Source organism: Stappia sp. 28M-7, from assembly GCF_014252955.1.
Taxonomy (GTDB): domain Bacteria; phylum Pseudomonadota; class Alphaproteobacteria; order Rhizobiales; family Stappiaceae; genus Stappia.
On record NZ_JACMIA010000001.1, the window covers coordinates 452,244 to 471,951 of the forward strand.

15 protein-coding genes are annotated in these 19,708 nt (G+C 68.2%); 9 read left to right on the forward strand and 6 right to left on the reverse strand.

What is annotated here, in order from left to right; all coding sequences use genetic code 11:
* The first annotated feature begins 73 nt into the window (after positions 1-73).
* Positions 74-700: a class I SAM-dependent DNA methyltransferase gene (locus tag H7H34_RS02050; RefSeq protein ID WP_185924077.1), complete on the forward strand. Its 627-nt coding sequence runs from the start codon at positions 74-76 to the stop codon at positions 698-700.
* A gap of 22 nt (positions 701-722) precedes the next feature.
* Here H7H34_RS02050 and H7H34_RS02055 read toward each other — a convergent pair whose 3' ends face one another.
* Together H7H34_RS02055 and cobA are read right to left on the reverse strand one after the other, a co-directional pair.
* Complete coding sequence (locus H7H34_RS02055) at positions 723-2,036, reverse strand: cobyrinic acid a,c-diamide synthase CobB (RefSeq protein WP_185924078.1); 1,314 nt, start codon at positions 2,034-2,036, stop codon at positions 723-725.
* Between the two features lies 1 nt (position 2,037).
* Positions 2,038-2,976, reverse strand: a complete 939-nt coding sequence (gene cobA, locus H7H34_RS02060; protein ID WP_185924079.1) for a uroporphyrinogen-III C-methyltransferase — start codon at positions 2,974-2,976, stop codon at positions 2,038-2,040.
* A 78-nt stretch (positions 2,977-3,054) separates the two neighbouring features.
* Between cobA and H7H34_RS02065 the strand changes: the two genes are divergently transcribed.
* Both H7H34_RS02065 and H7H34_RS02070 read left to right on the forward strand, forming a co-directional pair.
* A complete protein-coding gene (locus H7H34_RS02065) occupies positions 3,055-4,185 on the forward strand; it encodes a cobalt-precorrin-5B (C(1))-methyltransferase (protein ID WP_209006133.1) in 1,131 nt (376 codons plus the stop codon).
* Entirely contained in the window at positions 4,182-4,928 is a 747-nt protein-coding gene (locus H7H34_RS02070) for a cobalt-precorrin-6A reductase (protein WP_185924080.1), read from the forward strand. Before H7H34_RS02065 ends, H7H34_RS02070 begins: the two co-directional genes overlap by 4 nt.
* A gap of 4 nt (positions 4,929-4,932) precedes the next feature.
* Here H7H34_RS02070 and H7H34_RS02075 read toward each other — a convergent pair whose 3' ends face one another.
* Positions 4,933-5,706 carry a WecB/TagA/CpsF family glycosyltransferase gene (locus H7H34_RS02075; RefSeq protein WP_185924081.1) on the reverse strand — a complete coding sequence of 258 codons (774 nt, stop codon included), beginning with the start codon at positions 5,704-5,706 and terminating at the stop codon, positions 4,933-4,935.
* A 252-nt stretch (positions 5,707-5,958) separates the two neighbouring features.
* On the opposite strand from H7H34_RS02075, the gene H7H34_RS02080 reads away from it, so the two are divergent.
* Positions 5,959-7,965, forward strand: a complete 2,007-nt coding sequence (locus H7H34_RS02080; RefSeq protein WP_185924082.1) for a GumC family protein — start codon at positions 5,959-5,961, stop codon at positions 7,963-7,965.
* Between the two features lie 52 nt (positions 7,966-8,017).
* Positions 8,018-9,235: a UDP-phosphate alpha N-acetylglucosaminyltransferase gene (locus H7H34_RS02085; protein WP_185924083.1), complete on the forward strand. Its 1,218-nt coding sequence runs from the start codon at positions 8,018-8,020 to the stop codon at positions 9,233-9,235.
* On the opposite strand, the gene H7H34_RS02090 is transcribed toward H7H34_RS02085, so the two are convergent.
* Together H7H34_RS02090 and H7H34_RS02095 are read right to left on the reverse strand one after the other, a co-directional pair.
* Positions 9,202-10,347 carry a glycosyltransferase family 4 protein gene (locus H7H34_RS02090; RefSeq protein ID WP_185924084.1) on the reverse strand — a complete coding sequence of 382 codons (1,146 nt, stop codon included), beginning with the start codon at positions 10,345-10,347 and terminating at the stop codon, positions 9,202-9,204. The two genes, H7H34_RS02085 and H7H34_RS02090, sit on opposite strands and share 34 nt — an antisense overlap.
* A complete protein-coding gene (locus H7H34_RS02095; RefSeq protein WP_208996862.1) occupies positions 10,344-11,453 on the reverse strand; it encodes a polysaccharide deacetylase family protein in 1,110 nt (369 codons plus the stop codon). The genes H7H34_RS02090 and H7H34_RS02095 overlap by 4 nt, the downstream gene beginning before the upstream one ends.
* A 355-nt stretch (positions 11,454-11,808) precedes the next feature.
* Between H7H34_RS02095 and H7H34_RS02100 the strand changes: the two genes are divergently transcribed.
* The 4 genes from H7H34_RS02100 to H7H34_RS02115 are packed head-to-tail and all read left to right on the forward strand — an operon-like array spanning position 11,809 to position 17,222.
* Positions 11,809-13,002 (forward strand): glycosyltransferase, encoded by a 1,194-nt coding sequence (locus H7H34_RS02100; RefSeq protein WP_256431569.1) that lies wholly within the window; start codon positions 11,809-11,811, stop codon positions 13,000-13,002.
* Complete coding sequence (locus H7H34_RS02105; protein ID WP_120270309.1) at positions 12,999-14,396, forward strand: lipopolysaccharide biosynthesis protein; 1,398 nt, start codon at positions 12,999-13,001, stop codon at positions 14,394-14,396. Before H7H34_RS02100 ends, H7H34_RS02105 begins: the two co-directional genes overlap by 4 nt.
* A complete protein-coding gene (locus H7H34_RS02110; RefSeq protein ID WP_185924086.1) occupies positions 14,383-15,435 on the forward strand; it encodes a glycoside hydrolase family 5 protein in 1,053 nt (350 codons plus the stop codon). The genes H7H34_RS02105 and H7H34_RS02110 overlap by 14 nt, the downstream gene beginning before the upstream one ends.
* On the forward strand, positions 15,411-17,222 hold the full coding sequence (locus H7H34_RS02115) for an alpha/beta hydrolase (protein WP_185924087.1): 1,812 nt from the start codon (positions 15,411-15,413) through the stop codon (positions 17,220-17,222). The genes H7H34_RS02110 and H7H34_RS02115 overlap by 25 nt, the downstream gene beginning before the upstream one ends.
* On the opposite strand, the gene H7H34_RS02120 is transcribed toward H7H34_RS02115, so the two are convergent.
* Positions 17,207-19,684, reverse strand: coding sequence for a glycoside hydrolase family 2 protein (locus tag H7H34_RS02120; RefSeq protein WP_185924088.1), 2,478 nt, complete (start codon positions 19,682-19,684; stop codon positions 17,207-17,209). The two genes, H7H34_RS02115 and H7H34_RS02120, sit on opposite strands and share 16 nt — an antisense overlap.
* Positions 19,685-19,708 lie beyond the last annotated feature (24 nt).

The following is a 19,708-nucleotide window of genomic DNA, read 5'->3' on the forward strand; positions in this document are numbered from 1 at the left end:
GGGCCGTCATTTGCATCTCGCGGCGCCTCTCCTTAGGCTTGGGCCATCCCAACAGCCAAAGGAGAGACCCGCCATGGAGACGGACAACCCGCTCTTGCAACGTGCCTATGCCCTGGATGGCGACAGGGAGCGTATCCGCGATCTCTATGCCGACTGGGCCGGCAGTTACGACGAGGACACGGTCGCCGGCATGGGCTATGTCGCCCCGGCGCTTGCCGCCGAAGCGCTGGCGCGCGAGATCGGCGAGGGGGCCGGCGCCGTGCTGGATGCCGGGTGCGGTACCGGCCTTGTCGGCCTGGAATTGAGCCGGCGTACGAAAGCGGATATCGACGGCGTCGATCTCAGCCCCGGCATGCTGGAGCAGGCCTCAGAGAAGGGCGTTTACCGGCAGCTTGCCGAGGCGGATCTGACCCGTCCGCTGGATCTGCCCGACAATGCCTATGACGGGGTGGTGAGCGTCGGCGTCTTCACCAGCGGCCATGTCGGACCGCAGGCCATCGACGAACTGGCGCGTGTTGCGCGTCCCGGCGCGCCGCTTGTCGTGACCGTGCACGAGAAGGTCTGGGAGAGCGACGGCTATCCGGCGCATCTCAAGACGATGGAAGACAGGGGCATCGCCCGCATCCGTGCCATCCGCGATTCGGCCTATCACGAAAAGGAAGGCTATCGCTGCAAGCTCTGCCTGCTCGAGGCCGCCTGACTTTTCGCCTGGTCGGCCGGGGTCACACCCGGTCGATTAGGTGGATAAACGAGCCCGACACGCGGCCGACGCGCAGTCCGACATCGCCGAACGGCGCTCCAAGTGCATCTCTTGCCTCGAACAATCGCTCAGCCTGCCCCTCGCGCACGATGGTCGCGTAGTGGAATTCGTGACCCGTCAGCTCGCCCTGCCACGGCGCACCGGGAAGGGCCTTGAGCCGCCGGTAGCCGAGATGCCGCTTGCGTGTCGCAAAGCTCGTTTCCAACGGCAGCAGCCCGAGCATCGCGTGCCGCGCCCCTTCGGCGTCCGTCAGATGCTCGCCGAGCACCATGTAGCCGCCGCACTCGCCGTAGATCAGCGCGCCGCGTGCCGCGGCTGCCTGCATCCCCTGCCGGAACCGGCCGGCCGCCGCGATTCGTTCCGCATGCAGCTCCGGGTAGCCGCCGGGCAGGTAGATCGCGTCGCACTGTGCGCCGGGAGCCTCGTCGGCAAGGGGCGAGAAGAACGACAGCTCGGCCCCCTGCGCCTGCCAGCCCGACAGCAGATGCGGATAGGCAAAGGCGAAGGCGGTATCGCGAGCGATTGCGACGCGCTGGCCGGGCGGTGGCAGCGTCGCGGCCGCGGTCGATTCACTGCGCGCCAGCGGAGATGCCAGTGCGCGGAGCGCATCCAGATCGCAGCTCTCGGCGACGCGCGCGGCCGCATGCTCCAGGAACCCTGCGAGATCGCCGTGTTCTCCCGCCTGCACCAGACCGAGATGGCGCTCGGGCAGATCGAGCCCGGCATCGCGCGGCACAGCACCAAAGATAGGCATGGCGATGCCGGCAAGCGCTGCTCGCAGCATCTCCTCGTGGCGCGGGCTGCCGACCCGGTTGAGGATTACGCCGGCGACGGCCACATCCGCGCGGTGGTCGCGAAAGCCCCGCACCAGCGCGGCGACAGACTGCGACTGCTTTCCCGCATCCACCACCAGAACGACCGGCAGGCTTAGACGTGCGGCAAGATCGGCGGTCGAGCCGCTGCCGTCGGCGGCGCCGTCGAAAAGGCCCATGACGCCTTCGACCAGCAACAGGTCGGCAGTCTCGGCCTGGGCCGAGGCCAGTCTGTCGATGAGAGCGCCGCGCATGGCGAAGGGGTCGAGATTGACGCAAGGCCCGCCGCTGGCGGCAGCATGGAAGGCGGGGTCGATATAGTCGGGCCCGGTCTTGGCGCTGGCGACCCGGATCCCGGCCTTGCGATAGGCGGCGAGCAGGGCGAGCGTGAGCGTGGTCTTGCCGCTGCCGGACGCCGGTGCGGCGATGACGAGGCCGCTGGCCGGCCCGGATCTGGTGTTCATGTCAGCCGCCGCTCGCCGGCCGTGCGGTGGTCGTCTCGCGCAGGTCCAGCGGGTCGGGGTCGAGCTCCCGTCCTTCCAACGCGCCGAGCCAGTCGAGCCCGGCACGCAGCCGCACCACTTCGCCCACCACGACGATGGCCGGCGGTTCCAGCCCGGCGGCTTCCGCATCGGCGGAGGCGCTGGCCAGCGTCGTCTCCAGCACCTTCTGGTCGGGCAGCGAGGCATTGCAGACGATGGCGACAGGTTCCTCGCCCTGGCGTCCGCCGGACAGCAACTTGGAGACGATCAGGTCGAGATGCTTCATCGCCATGTACATGACGATCACCGGAGACCCGCGCGCCACCGCGTCCCAGTCGATGGCCGAGGGCGTCAGGCCGGTCTGGTCGTGACCGGTCAGGAAGGTGACGGCCTGGTTGGTGTCGCGATGGGTGGCGGGAATGCCGGCATAGGCAAGGCCGCCGATGCCGGCGGTCACGCCGGGAATGATGCGGAACGGCACGCCGTGCGAGACCAGCGTCAGGGCTTCCTCGCCGCCGCGGCCGAAGACGAACGGATCGCCGCCCTTCAGGCGCAGAACCCGTTTTCCGGCCCGTGCGTAGTCGACGAGCTTCAGCGAAATGTCGCGCTGCTTCGGGCTCGGCTTGCCGCCGCGCTTGCCGGCATAGTCGATGATCGCGTCCGGCCGGGCGAGGCCGAGGATCGAGGCATCGACCAGCGCATCGTGCACGATGACGTCTGCCTGGGCGAGGCCGTTGAGGACATGCAGCGTCAACAGGCCTGGGTCGCCCGGTCCGGCGCCGGCCAGCCATACCCAGCCGGGCAGGAAGTCCGGCAGCGGAAAGCCGCGCCGGGCCAGCCCTTCGAGCGCTTCACTGAGCGGCGGGCAGGAATTGGGCGCCACGGTCGGGGCGGGCTGATCTTTGTGCTTCTCGTTTGACATCCTGATCGTTTTTACGCCGCTCCGCCCGCCGCGCCAAGGTCGGTTGACGTCGGCTTCCATAGCAATTGCGACCTTGCCATGCGCGCCCCTATAGTCCGGCGCATGAACCGCAAGGAAACATCCGCGCTTCGCCGGGGCTGGACCACCGGCACCTGTGCGACCGCCGCAGCCAAGTCGGCCTATCAGGCCTTGCTGACGGGCGTGTTTCCCGATCCCGTCGAGGTGACCCTGCCGAAGGGCGAGCGGCCCGCCTTCGCCCTTGCGCTGGAGGAACTGGGGCAGGGCTTTGCTCGCGCCGGCATCGTCAAGGATGCGGGCGATGATCCCGACGTCACCCACGGCGCGACGGTGATCGCCAGCGTGCGCCTCGCGCCGGTCGGCTCGGGCGTCCTGTTCCGCGCCGGCGAGGGGGTCGGCACGGTGACGCGCGCCGGCCTGCCGATCCCGCCGGGCGAGCCGGCAATCAATCCGGTGCCGCGCGAAATGATCCGCGGCGTCATTGCCGAGGTGGCAGCCCTGTTCGGTGCGACCGGCGATGTCGAGGTGGAGATCTCGATCCCCGGCGGCGAGGCGTTGGCGCAGCGCACAATGAACCCGCGCCTCGGCATTCTCGGCGGCCTTTCGGTCCTCGGTACCACGGGCATCGTGCGCCCGTTCTCCTGCGCGGCCTGGATCGCCTCGATCCATCGCGGGGTCGATGTTGCACGCGCCGCAGGCCAGTCGCATGTGGTCGGAGCCACCGGCTCGACCTCGGAGGACGCGGTGAAGGCCCGCTATGATCTTCCCGAGATGGCCTATCTCGACATGGGCGATTTTGCCGGCGGCCTGCTGAAGTATCTGCGGGCCCATCCCGTGCCGCGGCTGACGCTGGCCGGGGGCTTTGCCAAGTTCGTCAAGCTGGCGCAAGGAGCGCTAGACCTGCACTCGGCGCGCAGCCAGGTGGACTTTGCCGCGCTCGCCTTGCTGCTGGAGCGGGCCGGGGCACCGGCGGAGATCGTCGAGGCGGCGAGGGGCGCCAACACCGCCAAGGAGGTTCTCGACCGCGCCGAAGCCGCTGGCATCGATGTCGCCGCCGAGGTCGCGCGCGGCGCCCAGGCTGCCGCCCGGGCCGTGCTGCGCGACGCGCCGGTCGATGTCGAGGTGCTGGTGGTCGACCGGGCCGGGGCCGTCGTTGCGCACCGTCCGTTCGATGCGGAAGGCGCTGCATGAGCCTGCCGCTCCCCGTCCTTCTGTTGGCCGGCACCGGCGATGCGCGGGCCCTTGCCGGCCGGCTTGCCGATGATCCCCGTTTTGCGGTCACAGCGTCGCTGGCCGGCGCCGTCGAACGGCCCGAGGCCTATCCGGTTCCTGTTCGCATCGGCGGCTTCGGCGGGGCGGAGGGGCTGGGCGCGTGGCTGCGGGGCGCGGGCATCGCTGCAGTGGTCGATGCCACCCACCCTTTCGCCGCGCGCATCTCGGCCAATGCCGTTGCAGCCGCGCGTATCGCCGGCATTCCCCTGTTGCGGCTGGAGCGTCCGGCCTGGCAGGCGGAAGGGGGCGACGACTGGCAGGAGGTTGCCGATCTGGACGAGGCGGCCGCAATTCTGCCGTTGCGCGCAAGGCCCTTTCTCGCGGTCGGCCGCAAGGAAATCTCGCGCTTCGCCGCGCGCCGCGATCTCGACTGCCTGATGCGGATGATCGATCCGCCGGAGGCCGGCACCCAGCTGCCGCCGGGCCGGCTGGTGCTTGCCCGTCCCTCCAGGGACGTGGATGCGGAGGTCGCCCTCTTGCGCGAGCACGGCGCGACCCATGTGGTGACGAAGAACAGCGGCGGCCCTTTCGGCGAGGCGAAGCTGCTGGCCGCTCGTCGTCTCGGCCTGCCGGTGGTGGTGGTGCGCCGGCCGGTTGTTGCCGGCGGCGAGGTGGTCGAGGAGGTCGCTTCCGCGCTCGCCTGGCTGGAAGCGCGGCTTTGATGCCTCAGGCGCGGGCGGACTTTCCCGACAGCTTCAGGCACAGGATCTTCCACAGATAGCGGATGATGCCGCTCGTATAGCGTTGGCCCAGACGCTTGGGCTCCTGCCACAGGCGGTAGACCCACTCCAGCCCGTTGTGCCGCAGCAGCGAAGGCGCGCGCGTCACCTCGCCGGCGGTGAAGTCGAACAGCGCGCCGACGCCCAGAGCCAGCGGCACGTCGAGATCGCTCCATAGCCGGTTGATGAGAAATTCCTGGCGCGGATTGCCCATTGCCACCAGCAGGATGTCGGGGCGGGCGGCGTTGATGTCGGCAATGATCTCCGGGATCTCGTCCTCGCCGAAATACCCGTTGCGCCACCCGCAGATGGTGATTGTGGAGTGGCGGGCGGCGAAGACACCGGCGGCCTTCTCCACCACTTCGGGCCGGGCACCGAACAGATAGACGCGGGTGCCGTGAGGTGCGGCGTCCAGCAGTGCGGGCACGAAGTCGGTGCCGTTCAGATTGTCCTCGAAACCTGCGCCGGACAGAACCCTTGCGCCGATTTCCGCGCCGATCCCGTCATTGAGCACGAGGAACTGGGCGAGCGCCTTGGCGAAGGCCGGATCGTCCATCGCCAGCAGCAGGCCGTGGGCATTGGCAAAGGCAACGGCAAGACGGGTGCCGGAGCCGGGAACGGCAAGCAGGCGGCGGATCGCGTCCGTGCGGCTGAGGCGCGCGATGGCCACCGGGCCTATCTGCACGCTGTCCTGGTCTGTCTTGGCGATTTCGCGCGTCATCCGCTTCCGTCCGTTGCCTTCGCCCGGCACTGTCACAGGTATGGGGTGTTCCGATCAACAGCAGTCTAACGATACTCCGCAGGAATTGGGGCAGCATGAACACCCGGTTAACCGCGCGGACGGGCTCGCTGTTTGCAGCTGCCCTTTGGGGAAATGTTAACCATGACGGACGAGACTGGAGAACATGCCGGCCATGTGGCGTGGCGGTGAGCCGGGCCTCCGGCGCGTGAGAACAGCGATGGCTTCCCGAGCATGATCGATATCTACCAGATCCCCGGCATTCTGAAGAAGCGCATGATCTGGCTGATCATCCTGCCGTTGCTCTTCATGACCCTTGCGCTCGTCTATCTGACCATGCGCACCCCGAACTATCGGGCGGTGGTCGAATTGCTGATCGAGCCGCAGGCGCTGCAGATCGTCGGCAACGAAATCGTGTCGCGCCAGGGCGGAGACAGCGTCCAGCGTCTGGCCATCGACAGCCAGACCTATGTGATTCTCTCCAATTCCGCGCTCAACGAGGTCATCGACAAGCTCGACCTGGAGAACGACCCGGCGATCCTGCCGAAGTCCGGCGGACTTCTGTCGCGGCTCCTGGGCAGCGGCAAGGAGCCGTCGGCGCAGGACCGGCGCGCGGCGGCCGTCAACGCCCTGCGCGAGCGCCTCCAGGTGATGCGCATCGAGAACTCCTTCGTCTTCAACATCTTCATGCAGCACCCCGACCGCTTCAAGGCTGCCGAGATCGCCAACGAGGCGGCCCGCATCTATCTCGACGAGCAGCGCACGCGGCGCACCGAGTCCACCTTGCGCGCCTCGGTCGAACTGCAGGCCCAGGCGGATGGCTTGCGCAAGCGCGTCGAGGAAGCCGAGGCGAAGGTCGAGGCCTTCCGCGCCGAGAACGGCCTGATCCGTACCAGCGAGCGCGGACTTGTCGTGGGGCAGCGGTTGCAGGAGCTGAACTCGCAGCTCACCCAGGCGCGGGTGGAGCTGGAGGGCGCGCGTGCCAATGCCGAACTGCTTGCCGGGCTGACCGCCGATGCCATCGAGGGCGGCTCCCTGCCGGTCCGCCTCCAGACCTCGACGCTCGGCTCCCTGCGTGTCCAGTATGCCCGTATCGCCGAACGCGAGGCGCAGGCGGCAACGACGCTCGGTGCCAATCACCCCCAGCTGCGCGAGCTGCGCTCCCAGTTGACCAACACGCGCGAGATGATCGACGACGAGCTCAGCCGGGTTCGTCGCTCCGCCAATGCCGACCTGCAGCGCGCGGAAGCCAATGTCGCGGCGCTGGAAACCCAGCTTCAGGGCGTGACCTCCACCAGCGTCGACCAGAGCAGGGCCGAGATCCAGCTGCGCCAGCTTGAAAGCGAGGCGGACTCGCTCGCCACCGTCTATCGCGCCTTCCTCAGCCGGGCGAAGGAACTGGACGAGCAGAGCAGCATCGACACCAGCAATTCCCGCATCATCTCGCCGGCGGTGGCGCCGCTTCGCTCGATGGGCCCCTCCGGCCTTATCGTCCTGCTGGCGGCCGGCGTCTTCGGCACCATCATGGCGGCCGGTTGTGCCGTCGGCTGGGAGATCCTCAACGGCAAGCTCGGCTCGGAGCGCGAGCTGGTCGACATCACCGGCGTTCCGCTCATCGCCAGCATGTCGGTGCCCGGTACCCGCCGCGGCCTGCGTAAACGCGCCGACGACAACGTGGCGGAGCGCCAGTTGGCCGTCACCCGCATCGCCTTCGCGCTGCGCCATGCCTTCGAGAACGAGCGGCCTGCGCATGTGCTCGTGCTGGCAACCGGCAGCGGGACCGATATCGCACCGCTGTCGCGCGCGATTGCCGCCAGCCTTTACGACATGGGCGAGGATGTACTGTTGGCCCGTCCGGGCGACGGGACGGAGCGTCTGGCGGCCCCGTCCAGGACCACCGCCGTCGCCGAGGCGGGAGGGCGTTCGCGACTGTCCGCCCGTCGCCGGCAGGCCGAGACCGCCGCGCTGGCGCCGGCCGCGCCCTTTACCGTGGAGCGGCTGGACGGACGTGCCGGCCGGGCGGGTGTCGACGCCTTCGAGACCACGGGGGACGAGTTCCTGATCATCGACGGCGGGTCGGCGCTGTCCAATCCTCACCTCCCGATGCTTCTCGACTACAGCGACGCGATCCTGCTGGTCACCCGGGTCGGCGACACGGCCCGCTCCGATCTCGACCGCACGCTCGCCCTGCTCAAGCCCTGGGAAGAGCGGATGATCGGCAATGTCGCGCTGGCGGCCTGAAACGTCGGGCGGTCCCGTCTGGAGCAGACTTCCTGCTGCACGGCCGACCGCGGTGCGTCGGCCCGACACCTATGACCTGTGGATCCGGGCCGCCGGCCTGCTGGTCATCGGCACCATCGTCTTCAACTTCTTCCTGGCGTTCCTCAACACCCGCGTGATGGGGGTGTCGCAGAACATCGTGATGCTGGCGGAGCTTGTGCTGATCGCCGGCGCCATGATCCTGGCCGCCGACCGGCGCGCCGGGCTCTATGCGCTGCTGGCCGTCTATCTCGCCTATGTGGCGCTGATCCTGGCCTTGCGGCCCGAACTCGACCTGAAGGCGATCCGCGACGGGCTGATCCCGATCGCGTTCTATTTCCTGGGGCGCCGGGTCCGGGACATCGAGAGCGTCGACCGCATCGTGCTGCTGTCGGCAGGCATCGTTGTGGCAATCGGCTTCTTCGAGTATTTCCTGCTCGACGTCTTCATCGCCAATGTCAACGTGCTGAAATACTACATCTCCCGCGGCACGCTGGAGGTCGGCGACAACCTCATCGAGGATTCTTCGCTCTTCATCAGCGGCACCCGCATGCAGGGCCGCAACCTGCTGCCGTTCCTCGGCACCCACCGGGTGTCCTCGGTCTTCCTCGAGCCGGTGGCGATGGGCAATTACGGCGCCTTCCTGGTGCTGTGGGCGGTTTTCCGCAAGGACATGACCCATCGCTGGCTGCTTCTTGCCGCAGCCTCCATCGTCATCGTTCTCGGCGATGCGCGCTTCGGCATGATGGTCTGCTTTGCGCTGATCGCGGTGATCATGGTCTACCGCGTCATTCCCCGGCTGATCTGGGTGCTGGTTCCGGCCTTCATCACGCTGGCCATGGCCGTCTACGGCATGTCGACCGATGCGCTGCGCTGGGAAGACGATCTGGGCGGGCGCTGGCTGCACGCCTCTTGGCTGCTGCTCAAGCTCGACACGCAGGGCGTGTTCGGCATTTCCAGCTATGGCGGCTTCCTGGAGGATAACGGCTATGCCTATTCGCTCCACCAGCTCGGTCTCATCGGCATCGCCGGCCTGTGGTCGCTCTACATTTTCGCGCCGGTGCGCTCGCCCGATGCCTGGCGCTTCCGCGCCCCGCTCGTGACCTATATCTGTCTGCTGATGGTGGTCTCGGCTTCGTTCTATTCGATCAAGACCGCCGGGCTTCTGTGGTTCTGCGCCGGTGCCGTGGACGTGTGGCGCGGCTTTGCAGCTGGCCGTCAGCGCTTCGAAGACCCGAGCGCCTCGCGGTAGAAGTCCGCGTAGCGCTCGGCCGTGCTCTCCCAGGAATAGGTCTGCGCCACGGCCATGACCTCCTCGCGCAATCCCTTCGGATCGGCGGCAAGCCGGTCATGGGCAGCGGCAAGCGCGTTGGCCGCCTGCTCCGCATCGCCGAAATCCGTCAGCGCGATCCCGGGATGGCGCTGCGCGAAGGCGGAAAAGGCGGCATTGGGTTCGACCACCGGCACCAGGCCCGCGCTCATTGCCTCGATCAACGCGATGCCGAAGCCTTCATAGACGGAGGCGCTGGCGAACAGGCTCGCGCGGCCCGCGATCTCCCGCATGGCTGCATCGTCCGGGCCGACATGCAGCCGGGCCCGGCCTGCGAGCCCGCGTTCGCCGATCATCGCCTCCACGTCCTTGCCGCTCCAGTCGAACGGCGTGCCGACGATGTCGAGCGTCCACGCCGGATCGCGCCGGGCGAGGACCGCGAAGGCGTCGAGCACCCGGTCGATGCGCTTGTTGTGCGACAGCCGGCCGATGCTGACGATGCCCTTCACCGGGGCCTTGGCGCCCGCATCGCCGAGCTTGGAAAGGTCGACGCCGTTCTCGATCAAGCGCACCTTGCTGGGCGCGATGGCGTCGAAGCGCTCGTAGTCGCTCTGGCTGCAGCAGGCGATGCCGCGATAGGCGGTCGCGGAAAGCCGCGTCAGGGTGTTGAACCAGACCGTCTTCAGCCCGCCGGCCGTGCCGGAGTGGAAGAAGCCGCCATGGGTGGTGGCGACCAGTGGCCTGCGGTGGAACGGGGCGGCAAGGGCGAGCGCATCGAAGAAGAAGTCGATGGCATGGACATGCACGAGATCCGCGCCGGCAATGGCCTTGAAGATCCCTGGTGTGACGGGATAGCGCGTCGATCCGTGCCAGGGCAGGCGGATCACCTCGATGCCGTCGATGATCTCGCGCGCCGGCAGCTGCTCTCCCGTTCCGCCGCGAAACACCCGGTCGCAGGTCACGATCCTGACGCTGGCGAAACGGTCCTTCTGGCGGGCGGCCAGGCTTGCGACGAAGTCTTCCAGCCCGCCGACGCTCGGCCTGTACTGGCGCACCACATGCACCAGATGGAGCTCGCCGTCTTGCCGTGTCATGCGGCGGGGGCCGTCACGCCGGCCAGCGGATTGCCGCCGCGCGTAGCGAGTGCGCGGAACAGTCCGTCGATGCCGCATTCGGTGTAGGAGGCGGAATCGGTCGTGAACTCGGCATTCTGCCGCGGCAGGGTGAACATGTGGTCGGCATGGGCCGGGAACAGGCAGCCGGGCGTGGTGGTCACGGCGGTACGGAAACCCGCCTCGCGCGCGACCCTCGGCTCGCGCTCGCCGGAGAGCGACGGCGGGCCGTAGGGATAGGCGAAATGCGGCACCTCCCGGTCCAGCAACGCTTCCAGATAGGCCTTGTTGTCGGCGATGTCGGCGCGCAGCTCGTCCTCGTCCAGCAGGGCAAGGGCGCGGTGCGTCGTGGTATGGGCGCCGATCTCGATCAGCGGGTGCCGGTCGGCTGCCCTGACGCCGGCATCGTCCAGCACGTAGCGGGCGACGACGTCGGCAAGGCAGATCCCGTGCGCCTTGAATGTCGGGCCCAGCATCTCGGCCCGGCGGAAGTCTTCCCAGACCCACGCGACGGCGCGCCGCAGCCCGGCGATCTTGCTGTTGATGTCCCGGCAGGTGAACCGCTGCTCCATCGGCTCGATCTCGATCCGCTCGCGCGAGCGGAACAGCTCGGTCAGACCCAACCACCAGGCATTGATGGTGCGGGTCATCATTTCGGTCGGCACATAGATCGTGGCCGGCGCGGCGTATTTCTCCAGAATGGGAAGGGCAAGGTCGATGTTGGAGCGATAGCCGTCGTCGAAGGTGAGAACCGCGAAGGGACGGGGGTCGTTCTGGGCGATGCGCCGTGTCGCCTCGTCCAGCGTCACCACTTCCCGCTTGCGCCGCCGCAGTCCGGCCAGGATCCGCTCGAAGTCGCCGATCAGGCAGCCCTGGTCGAGATTTGCCCGGGTGTCGCGGGTAAAGTGGTGGAACATCAGGATGACGCCGGACCCGCCGTAGCGGTACCCGATCAGCCGGGTGAGACGGCTTTTTGCCAGCATGCGCAGCCCGAACGTCTTGATCCGCCGGCGTGTCCGCTCGCCGGTCGTCAGCTGCGGCGTAACGGTCGGTACGGCTTGCAGCAGGCTGTGTGTTCGTGCCGTCATCTTGTGGCCATCCTGTTGTGCAGGAAGTCTGTCGTTTTCGTGTCTTGTCTGGTCGAAAGCTAGCCGCAGACCATGAACGTCAGGTTGCAGGCACCGCGTCTCTCTTTCGTTTCGATTGCCATGGTAAAGCAAATTTGAAGGCAGGTGCCGATCCCGGTCTCTTGTGTTGCGGCAAGCTCCGGTTAACGCCATTGGCCGGAAACCGCACCCCGTTTGTGCCGGACCTCGCCGCGAACACGGCCGATTAACATGTTTTGGCTAGTCAGGTGGTGAGTTGAAACCAGCACGTACCAGACCCACGGAAATGCCCGGGCCGATGCGAATTTTGATGGCTTGCGCTGCCTTTCCTCCTTTCATGGACGGCGGAGGGCCCATTTCAGCCCTGATGCTGGCCCGCATGCTTGCGGGCGAGGGGCATGTGCTGCGCGTCGTCAATGTCGCGGACGAGGAGGCGCTGGAGCAGGCCGACGGTTTCGAGGTCCGGCGCATTCGCCCGCCCAACGTCTACTGGAACTACCGGCGCCCGCGTCCGACCTGGAAGAAGATCGCCTGGCATCTTTTGGAAAACGGCAACCCGCGCGCCTTCACGGCGATGCGCCGGGAGATTGCGGACTTCCGTCCCGACGTTCTGCTGACCGACAGCATCGAGAACATCAACGTCGCCTCCTGGGCGGCGGCCCGCTCGCTCGGCGTTCCGGTTGCGCATACGCTGCGCAGCGCCTTCCTGATGTGCTGGCGCGGCGTGATGCAAACGTCCGACGGGCGCAATTGCGACGGCCAGTGTTCCACCTGCTGGCTGACCTCGCTCGGCAAGCGGCACTTCACCCGCTATGTCGACGGGCTGTGCGGCGAAAGCCGGGAAGTCATCGAGCGCCATGTGTCGGCCGGCTACTTCCCCAACGCGGTGACCCGGCGCATTCCCGGCGCCATCGATCCGGTGCCCGGCGCGACGGCGCGGCGCTTTCCGGCGGACCGGCCGCTGCGCGTCGGCTTCCTCAGCGTTCATACCCCTTTCAAGGGACTGCAGGTTCTGGGCGAGGCGGCGGCGCGGATCGCTTCCGCGCGCCCGGTGGACTATGTCATTGCCGGCACCTCGCCGGACGGCAGCGATGCGAGGGAGCTGACGCGGGGCTTTCCCACGGACAGGACCCGGTTCCTCGGCTGGGCGGACCCGGCGACCTTCTTCCCGCAGGTCGACCTGCTGGTCTTTCCCTCCATCGGCCGCGAGGCCTTCGGCCGGGTCGCCATCGAGGCCTTCGCCCATGGCGTGCCGGTGCTCGGCTCCGACCTTGGCGGCATTGCCGAAACCGTCATTCCGGACCATAACGGCTTCCTGTTCCCGGCCGGCGATGCAGCATCGCTTGCCGGGCTTATCGAGCAGGTCGCCGGCGACGGCGCCCTCTTCGAACGTATTTCGCAAGGAGCGCTCGCCTCTGCCGAGCTCTACTACCGGCCGCAGATCGCGGCAGCCTATACCCAGTTTCTGGAGACTGCAGTGGAACATGCGGCAGCGCGCGCCAGCGGTGTGCGGGAGCAGGTGGCCTCATGATCGAGCGGATCCGAGCGATCGCCGCCGGCAAGGGCTTTCGGAAGATCTTCTGGTCCCTGGTCAGCCGGGGCAGCAGCACCGTGCTGAGCTTCGCCCTGCTGTTCGTGGCGAGCCATGTGCTCGATACGAACGAGTACGGCCTCTACATCTTCCTCTTCTCCGTGGGGTCCTCGCTGGGCCTGATCGCGGTGTTCGGCCAGCAGGTCCTGCTGGTGAAGCACTTCCGACTGGCGACGCATGCGCGCGGGGAAACCAACCAGTCGCTCCTCTACTACAATGCCTTGTGGCTGGGCATCGGCTGCGGCGGACAGGTGCTCGCCGCCCTCGTCATCTGGCTGTTTTCCGACCGGATTCCCTATCCGTACGACCACCTGCCCATTGCCTTGCTGTTCGGCGCGATCTTCACGCTCAGCGAGTACATGCAGAGCTACTTCATCGTTCATGCGCGGATCGTGCTGGCCCTGGTTCCGCGGGAGAACCTCTGGCGCCTGCTGTCCTGTGTGGCTCTGGCCGTGCTTGCCTGGGCAGGCTTGCTGCAGACAGGTGCGCTCGCCATCGAGATCGTCACCGGCCTGCTCGCGCTGATGGTCGGCTACCAGTTCGTCCGCTTCGTCGCCCATGAAGGGCTCGGCTTCCTGCATGCACCCAGTGCGCGCGCCGAGGTGCCCTCGGGCGAATGGCGGCGCGAGACGCTGACTTTCTCCGCCAACGGCTTCTTCTCCGCAGCGGCGCTGTATTTCGAGACGATCCTGATCGGCGTTGCCATCGGGCTCGACATTGCCGCCTTCTATTTCGTCGCTACCCGCATCGCCTCCCTGCTGATCCTGCCGGTGCTGGCGATCGATACGGTCGGCGTGCCGCTAATCTCCGCCCGCTTTCAGGAGCGGGACCACGAAGGCGCACAAAAGCTCGTCTCCATGCTCTCGGCCGGCAGCTTCGCCCTTGCCCTCATCGGCGGGGTGGTGCTGTTCGTGATCGGCCCCTTCGTGCTGCATCTCTTCGACCCGTCCTTCGTCGAGCATTTTCCGGTGCTCGTGCTGCTGTCCATCGGGGCAATCGCCCATGCCTTTTTCGGCCCCGGCACCTGGCTGATGATGATCGGCGGCGGCGAGGCGCATCTGCTCAAGGCGCGCAGCGTGGTCTTTGTGGTCTATCTCGGATTGCTGTTCGTGCTGGCCAGCCAGTTCGGGCCGGAGGGCGTTGCCATGGCCGGCGTCATCGAGCTGGTGACGCTGCACCTGATCTCGCGGCGCTGGGTCCTGCGCCACTGGCAGGTCGACAATGCAGCCATTTCCTTCCTGACCCTGCGGTGGCGCGAGAAGCGCGCGGCCGCCCGGCCGGTGAGCGAGGAGGCGGCCCAGGCGGCGGGAGCAGGAGACAATGGGCGTTCGTGAGTTCGTCACCGCGGGCGTTCTCGCCTCGCTGTTGCTCGGCCCGGCTGGTGCGAACGCCGCCGAGTGCCTGCGCGGGGCCAATGCCGCCGGAGCCGAGTTCGGCGAGGTCCTGCCCGGCGAGTTCGGCCGCCACTACATCTACCCCTCGGCCGAAACCCTGCGCTACCTGCGATCCAAGGGCATGAACGTCATCCGCCTGCCGTTCCGCTGGGAGCGACTGCAGAAGAAGCAGTTCGCCGAGTTCGACCCGGCCGAGCTGAAGCGGCTTCAGGAGACGGTCGCCACCGCCACCGGTCTCGGCCTGACGGTGGTGCTCGATCCCAGCAACTTCGCCATGTATTACCAGAAGAACATCGGCGGCGAGGACGTGCCCATCGAGGCCTTTGCCGACTTCTGGCGCCGGCTCGCGCCGCTCTTTTCGGGGCGCGACGACATCATCTACCTGATCATGAACGAGCCGGCCTTCGTCACGGCGCAGCAATGGCTGCCGGCGGCGAACGCGGCCATCGCCGAAGTGCGCAAGGCCGGCGCGGACAATTTCATCCTCGTGCCCGGCACGATCTGGACAGCGGCCGTGCACTGGTACGCGGACCAGGAAGGTGGCTCCAACGCCGAGGTGATGCGCGGCGTCGTCGACCCGATGAACCACTACGGCTTCGACATCCACCAGTATCTCGACGACGACTATTCCGGCACCAAGACCGCTTGCAACAAGGTGGACGAGGCGATTGCCGGGCTGGAGCGCGTCACCGCCTGGATGGAGGAAACCGGCAACCGCGCCTTTCTCGGCGAGTTCGGCGGCCATGCCCGCCCCGACTGCTATCGCGGCCTTGCCCGTGTCGTCAGCCTGCTGAACTCGCGCCCCGACATCTGGACCGGCTGGACCATCTGGGCCGCCGGCGACTGGTGGGGCGATTATCCGCTTTCGGTCCAGCCGCTGGAAGACGGCCTCGACCGGCCGCAGATGGTGGCGATCGAGCCGTTCATCGCTCGCAAGACACCGGAGGAGCGCACATGCGAGGCGCTGCGCCGCCGATGAAAGGTCTTGCCCTCGCCCCGCGCCTGCCGGTGGCCTTCGCGGGAACGGTCGGCCTGCTTGACCTGGCCGGCGGCGATGTCGGCGTGGTGATCTGCGAGCCTTGGGGCTACGAGGCGCAATGCGCCCGCCGCGCCCTGCGGGTCCTGTCCGATCGCCTGTCGGCGCTGGGCTGCCCGGTGCTGCGCTACGACCAGCCCGGCTCCGGCGATGCGCTCGCCTCCGCCGCCGATATCGGCGGGCTCGCCCCGTTCGACGCCGCGCTCGCCTCCGCTTGCGAGACCTTGTTGCGGGACACCCGCGCCACCCGCGTCGTGCTGGTCGGTCTCGGCCTGGGTGCGGCCCTGTGCCTGCGCCATGCGGGCGCCCATCCCGACACCGTAGCGGGCCTCGTGCTGCTGGCGCCTCCGGCCAAGGGCCGCATGTGGCTGCGCGAGTTGCAGGCCCGCGCCGTGATGATCGGCGAGGTCACCGGCTCGGCCCCGGCGCCCGGGCCCGGTGAGGCTTTGCGCATCGCCGGCCTGCCGATGTCCGACGCGCTGGCCGCCGAGCTGCGCGCGCTCGATCTGACCGCGCTCGATCAAATGCCCGCCTGTCCGGTTCTGGCGCTGGCGCGCGAAGGACGCGCCGCGGAAGGGACCTTGTGCGAGACGCTTGCCGCTGCCACCGGCGGCGAAGCCGGCATCATGACCGGCTATGACGAGCTGATGACCGACCCGACCGGTTCTCTCGTGCCGGAGGCAGACTACTCTCGCGTCCTGTCCTGGGTGCAGAGCCTGCTGCCGCAGGCTGCTGGTGTCGCTCCCGTTACCACCGATGGCGCGCCGGTGCTGCCTGCCGCCCGGCTTGCCGGGCCGTCCTTCACGGAGACGCTGTGCCTTTTCGGCCCGCAGGAGACGATGGTCGGCGTCTGGTGCGCACCGGCCGATCCGGACCCTCAGGCCCTTCCGGTGATCCTGCTCAATGCCGGCGGCAATCCGCGCGCGGGCTGGGCGCGCGGTGGGGTGGAGCTTGCCCGTGCGCTCGCGGCCTCCGGCGTCCCCTCCTTCCGCTTCGACATTGCCGATATCGGCGACAGCCGGCCGCTGCCCGGCGGGCCGGAGGTGGTCCACTATCATGCGGGCCTGCCGGCGCAGCTCTCCGCCGCCATCGACCTCTGCCAGGCGATGGGCGGCGGCGATCGCGTCGTGGTCACGGGCAATTGCGGCGGCGCCTATCTGGCGCTCAATGGCGCGCTCTCCGACACACGCATCGCCCATGTGGTCGCGGTCAACCTGCAGCGCTTCTTGTGGGACCCGCGCGACGACGTTGCCGAGGTGCTCCGCTTCGGCCACAGCTCGGCGAGCGAATACGGCCGCAAGCTGTTTGACCCCAGCAAGTGGAAGCGGGTGCTCGCCGGAAAGTCCGACCCGCTCGGCATCCTGCGCAGCCTTGCCGTGCGGGCCTGGCGGCAGGGCGAGCGGCGTCTTGCGCCCTGGCTCTTCGGTCTGGCACCGTTCTCGCGGCTCTATCGTAAGGTGCATGCCAATCTCGCGGCGCTGTCTTTGCGCGGCGTTGCCATCGTCCTCGTCTTCAGCGAGGGCGATCCGGGGCTGGTGCAGCTCGACACGTTCTTCGGCGAAGGGTGGAAGCGTCTGGCCGCCTATCCGAATATCGATGTCGTCATGATCCCGGATGCCGACCACAATCTTACGCCCGAGGCCGCCCGTCTGGCCCTGCGCGAGCAGGTGATCGGCGCGGCCCTGGCCGAATCCATGAGTGAAGCCGCGGGCGCTCAGCCCGCCGCGTAAGGCACCGGCTGCCCGCCGAGCGGCAGTAGCACGCCCTGCGGCCTTGCGTCGGTGGGGGCGCCCGCTCGGCGGCGCAGCATCACCGTCTTCACATGCCCCGGTGCCAGGTGGAACCAGTTGTCGAGCGCCAGGAACGCCTCGTCGCGGATCGACACGCTCTGCGCGATCCGGTCGCTCGAAAGCTGCAGGCACCAGCCGCCGTCAGGCGTTGCCACCGCCTCGGCGACGATCTTCGCCCCGCGCGCCAACGCCTTGCGCCCGAGCGGAAAATGGAAGGCCTCGTCCAGCACCGCACCCGTTTCGGGATCGAGAATCCGCACATGCACGCAGTCATGCGAGGGCGGGCCGAAGCGGAAGGCGTAGGTCGTGTCGAAAAAGGCGCCGATCAGCTCCGTTGCCGGCAGGCTCTCGCTGCCATGGGCGGGAATGTCGAGGGTCTTGTTGCCGCCGGCGACGGTCATGTGTCCCTCGCGCAGGCACGCGATCTCGACCCGTAGCGCCCGCGCGTCGGGCCTGTCGTTCTGCAAGTGGATGTCGAGCCCGTTGGTGCCTTCGTCGGTCACGGTGAGGCGCATCGGAGCGAAGGCCCGGCGCAATCCGTGCCAGGCGGATTTCGGCGTGCCGTCGCTGCCGATCACGCCCCAGCCGGCGCCCGGCATCAGGTCCTGGAAGGTCCACACGAGCGCGCCGCCGCAGCCCGATCCCTTGCGCCGCCATTCCGCGAAGGTGGTCTCCATGACTTCGGCCACGGCCGCCCGGCCGTGGTCGAGATAGGAAGCCGGATCGCCATAGCGCAGGTCGAGCGGTTCGGTGCCGTAGAGCTCGCGGACATAGTGGTCGCGCACGTCCTCGAAGTCCCAGCCGACATCCCGGTCGCGCGGCACGCCGCGCTTCCAGTCCGGATGGTGGCAGGGAGCCAGCTCGGAGACGGCGCCGGGCTCCGGTACATTGGAAAAGGCGAGGCATTCGCCGGCAAAGCGCACATTCGCACGCCTTGCATCCTCCAGCGGCCTGCGATAGGCGCCGACGCCGTAGTAATGGGCGATTCCCGCATTGGGCGAAAACGGCATGGCCCCGCCGCTCGGCGAGTTCGGCACATAGGGCACGTCGGGCCGCGCGCTTGCCGCCGCACCCGGCAGGATCTCCTCGGTCAGCACCCCGCGCCAGCGTTCCTCGGGCAGGCCCATCATCGCGCCCTGCTGGTGCATCTCGCTGCCGCCGCAGATGACGGCAAGCGATGGTGAGGCGCTTGTCCTGCCGAGCAGGTCCGATGTCTCGCGGGCGACTTTCGCCGCGAAGTCCGGATCGCTCGCCGGATAGTCGAAATTGGCGAAGGGCAGGTCCTGCCATACGAGAATGCCGAGTTCGTCGCACAGCTCGAAGAAGGCAGGGCTTTCCGGCGCCATCGTTCCGCCGATGCGCAGCATGTTCATGTGCGCGTCGCGCGCCAGCTCCAGCCAGGGGCGATAGGCATCAACGGTGCCGGGCAGGGCGCAGATGTCGGCGCTGGTCCACACCGCACCGCGGCAGAACACCGGCACGCCGTTGACGAGGAGGCCGAAGCCGTTGACGTCCGGACCCCGGTCCACCTCGATCCGCCTGAAGCCGGTGCGTGCCAGCAGCACCTCGCGCCCCTCGCAGACCAGCCGGACCTCGTGCAGGGCGGGCGTGCCGTGGGTATGCGGCCACCAGGGTTCGATATCGGGAAGCTCCAGCGTGGCGGCAAGCTTGCCGTCGGCCTGCTCTTCCAGCGGCGCCTCGATGCCGGCACAGGCGATGCGTGCGCCTGGCGCAAGCCCGTCGCCGGGCCGCAGCGAAACGGTGAGCTGTCCGGTGCCGTCCTCGCTGAGAGCGGTGCGGACGGAAATGTCGTGCAGCAGCACATCGGAGCGAGCGGTGAGCGTCATTCCTCGCCAGGGACCGACCGCATGCACGCTCGGGCACCAGCCCGGCATGTGGCCGAGCAGCGTGGTGCGGACCATCCTCAGGCCCGGCTCGTCGGCAAGGCGCGTGCGCCAGCGCGCGCGCGGGCCCTTGCGGGCGAAGTGCGGCGTCAGCGCGCGAAAGCAGAAGACCAGCTCCGCCGGGCCATCGAGGCCGAATTCGACCTCGAGCGGCTGATACATGCTGTCGGAGGTCAGCAGCGGCGCATCGCCGATCCAGGCCTCGCAGACCGTCGCCAGCCCGTCGCAGCGCAACACATGCGTCCCGGACTTGGACGGTGCGATCCGGCAGCGATACCAGACGTCCTTGTCGTGCAGCGGCGTCGGCGCCTCGCGCGAAAAGCGGCCGGCCGCCTCCAGCGCGGCCGCCGCCGTTCCAGGCACCTGTGCCGGCACCCAGTCTGCCTCGACGTTCATGTCGGAGGGCGTCGTCCAGGCATACGCCGGCGTGACGCAGAGCTGCCAGTCGGCACCGGCGAGACGGTTCGCGGCCTCGGGGAGGGTGGCAAGGTCGATCATCTGGCTCCCCGATATCGGGTCTGG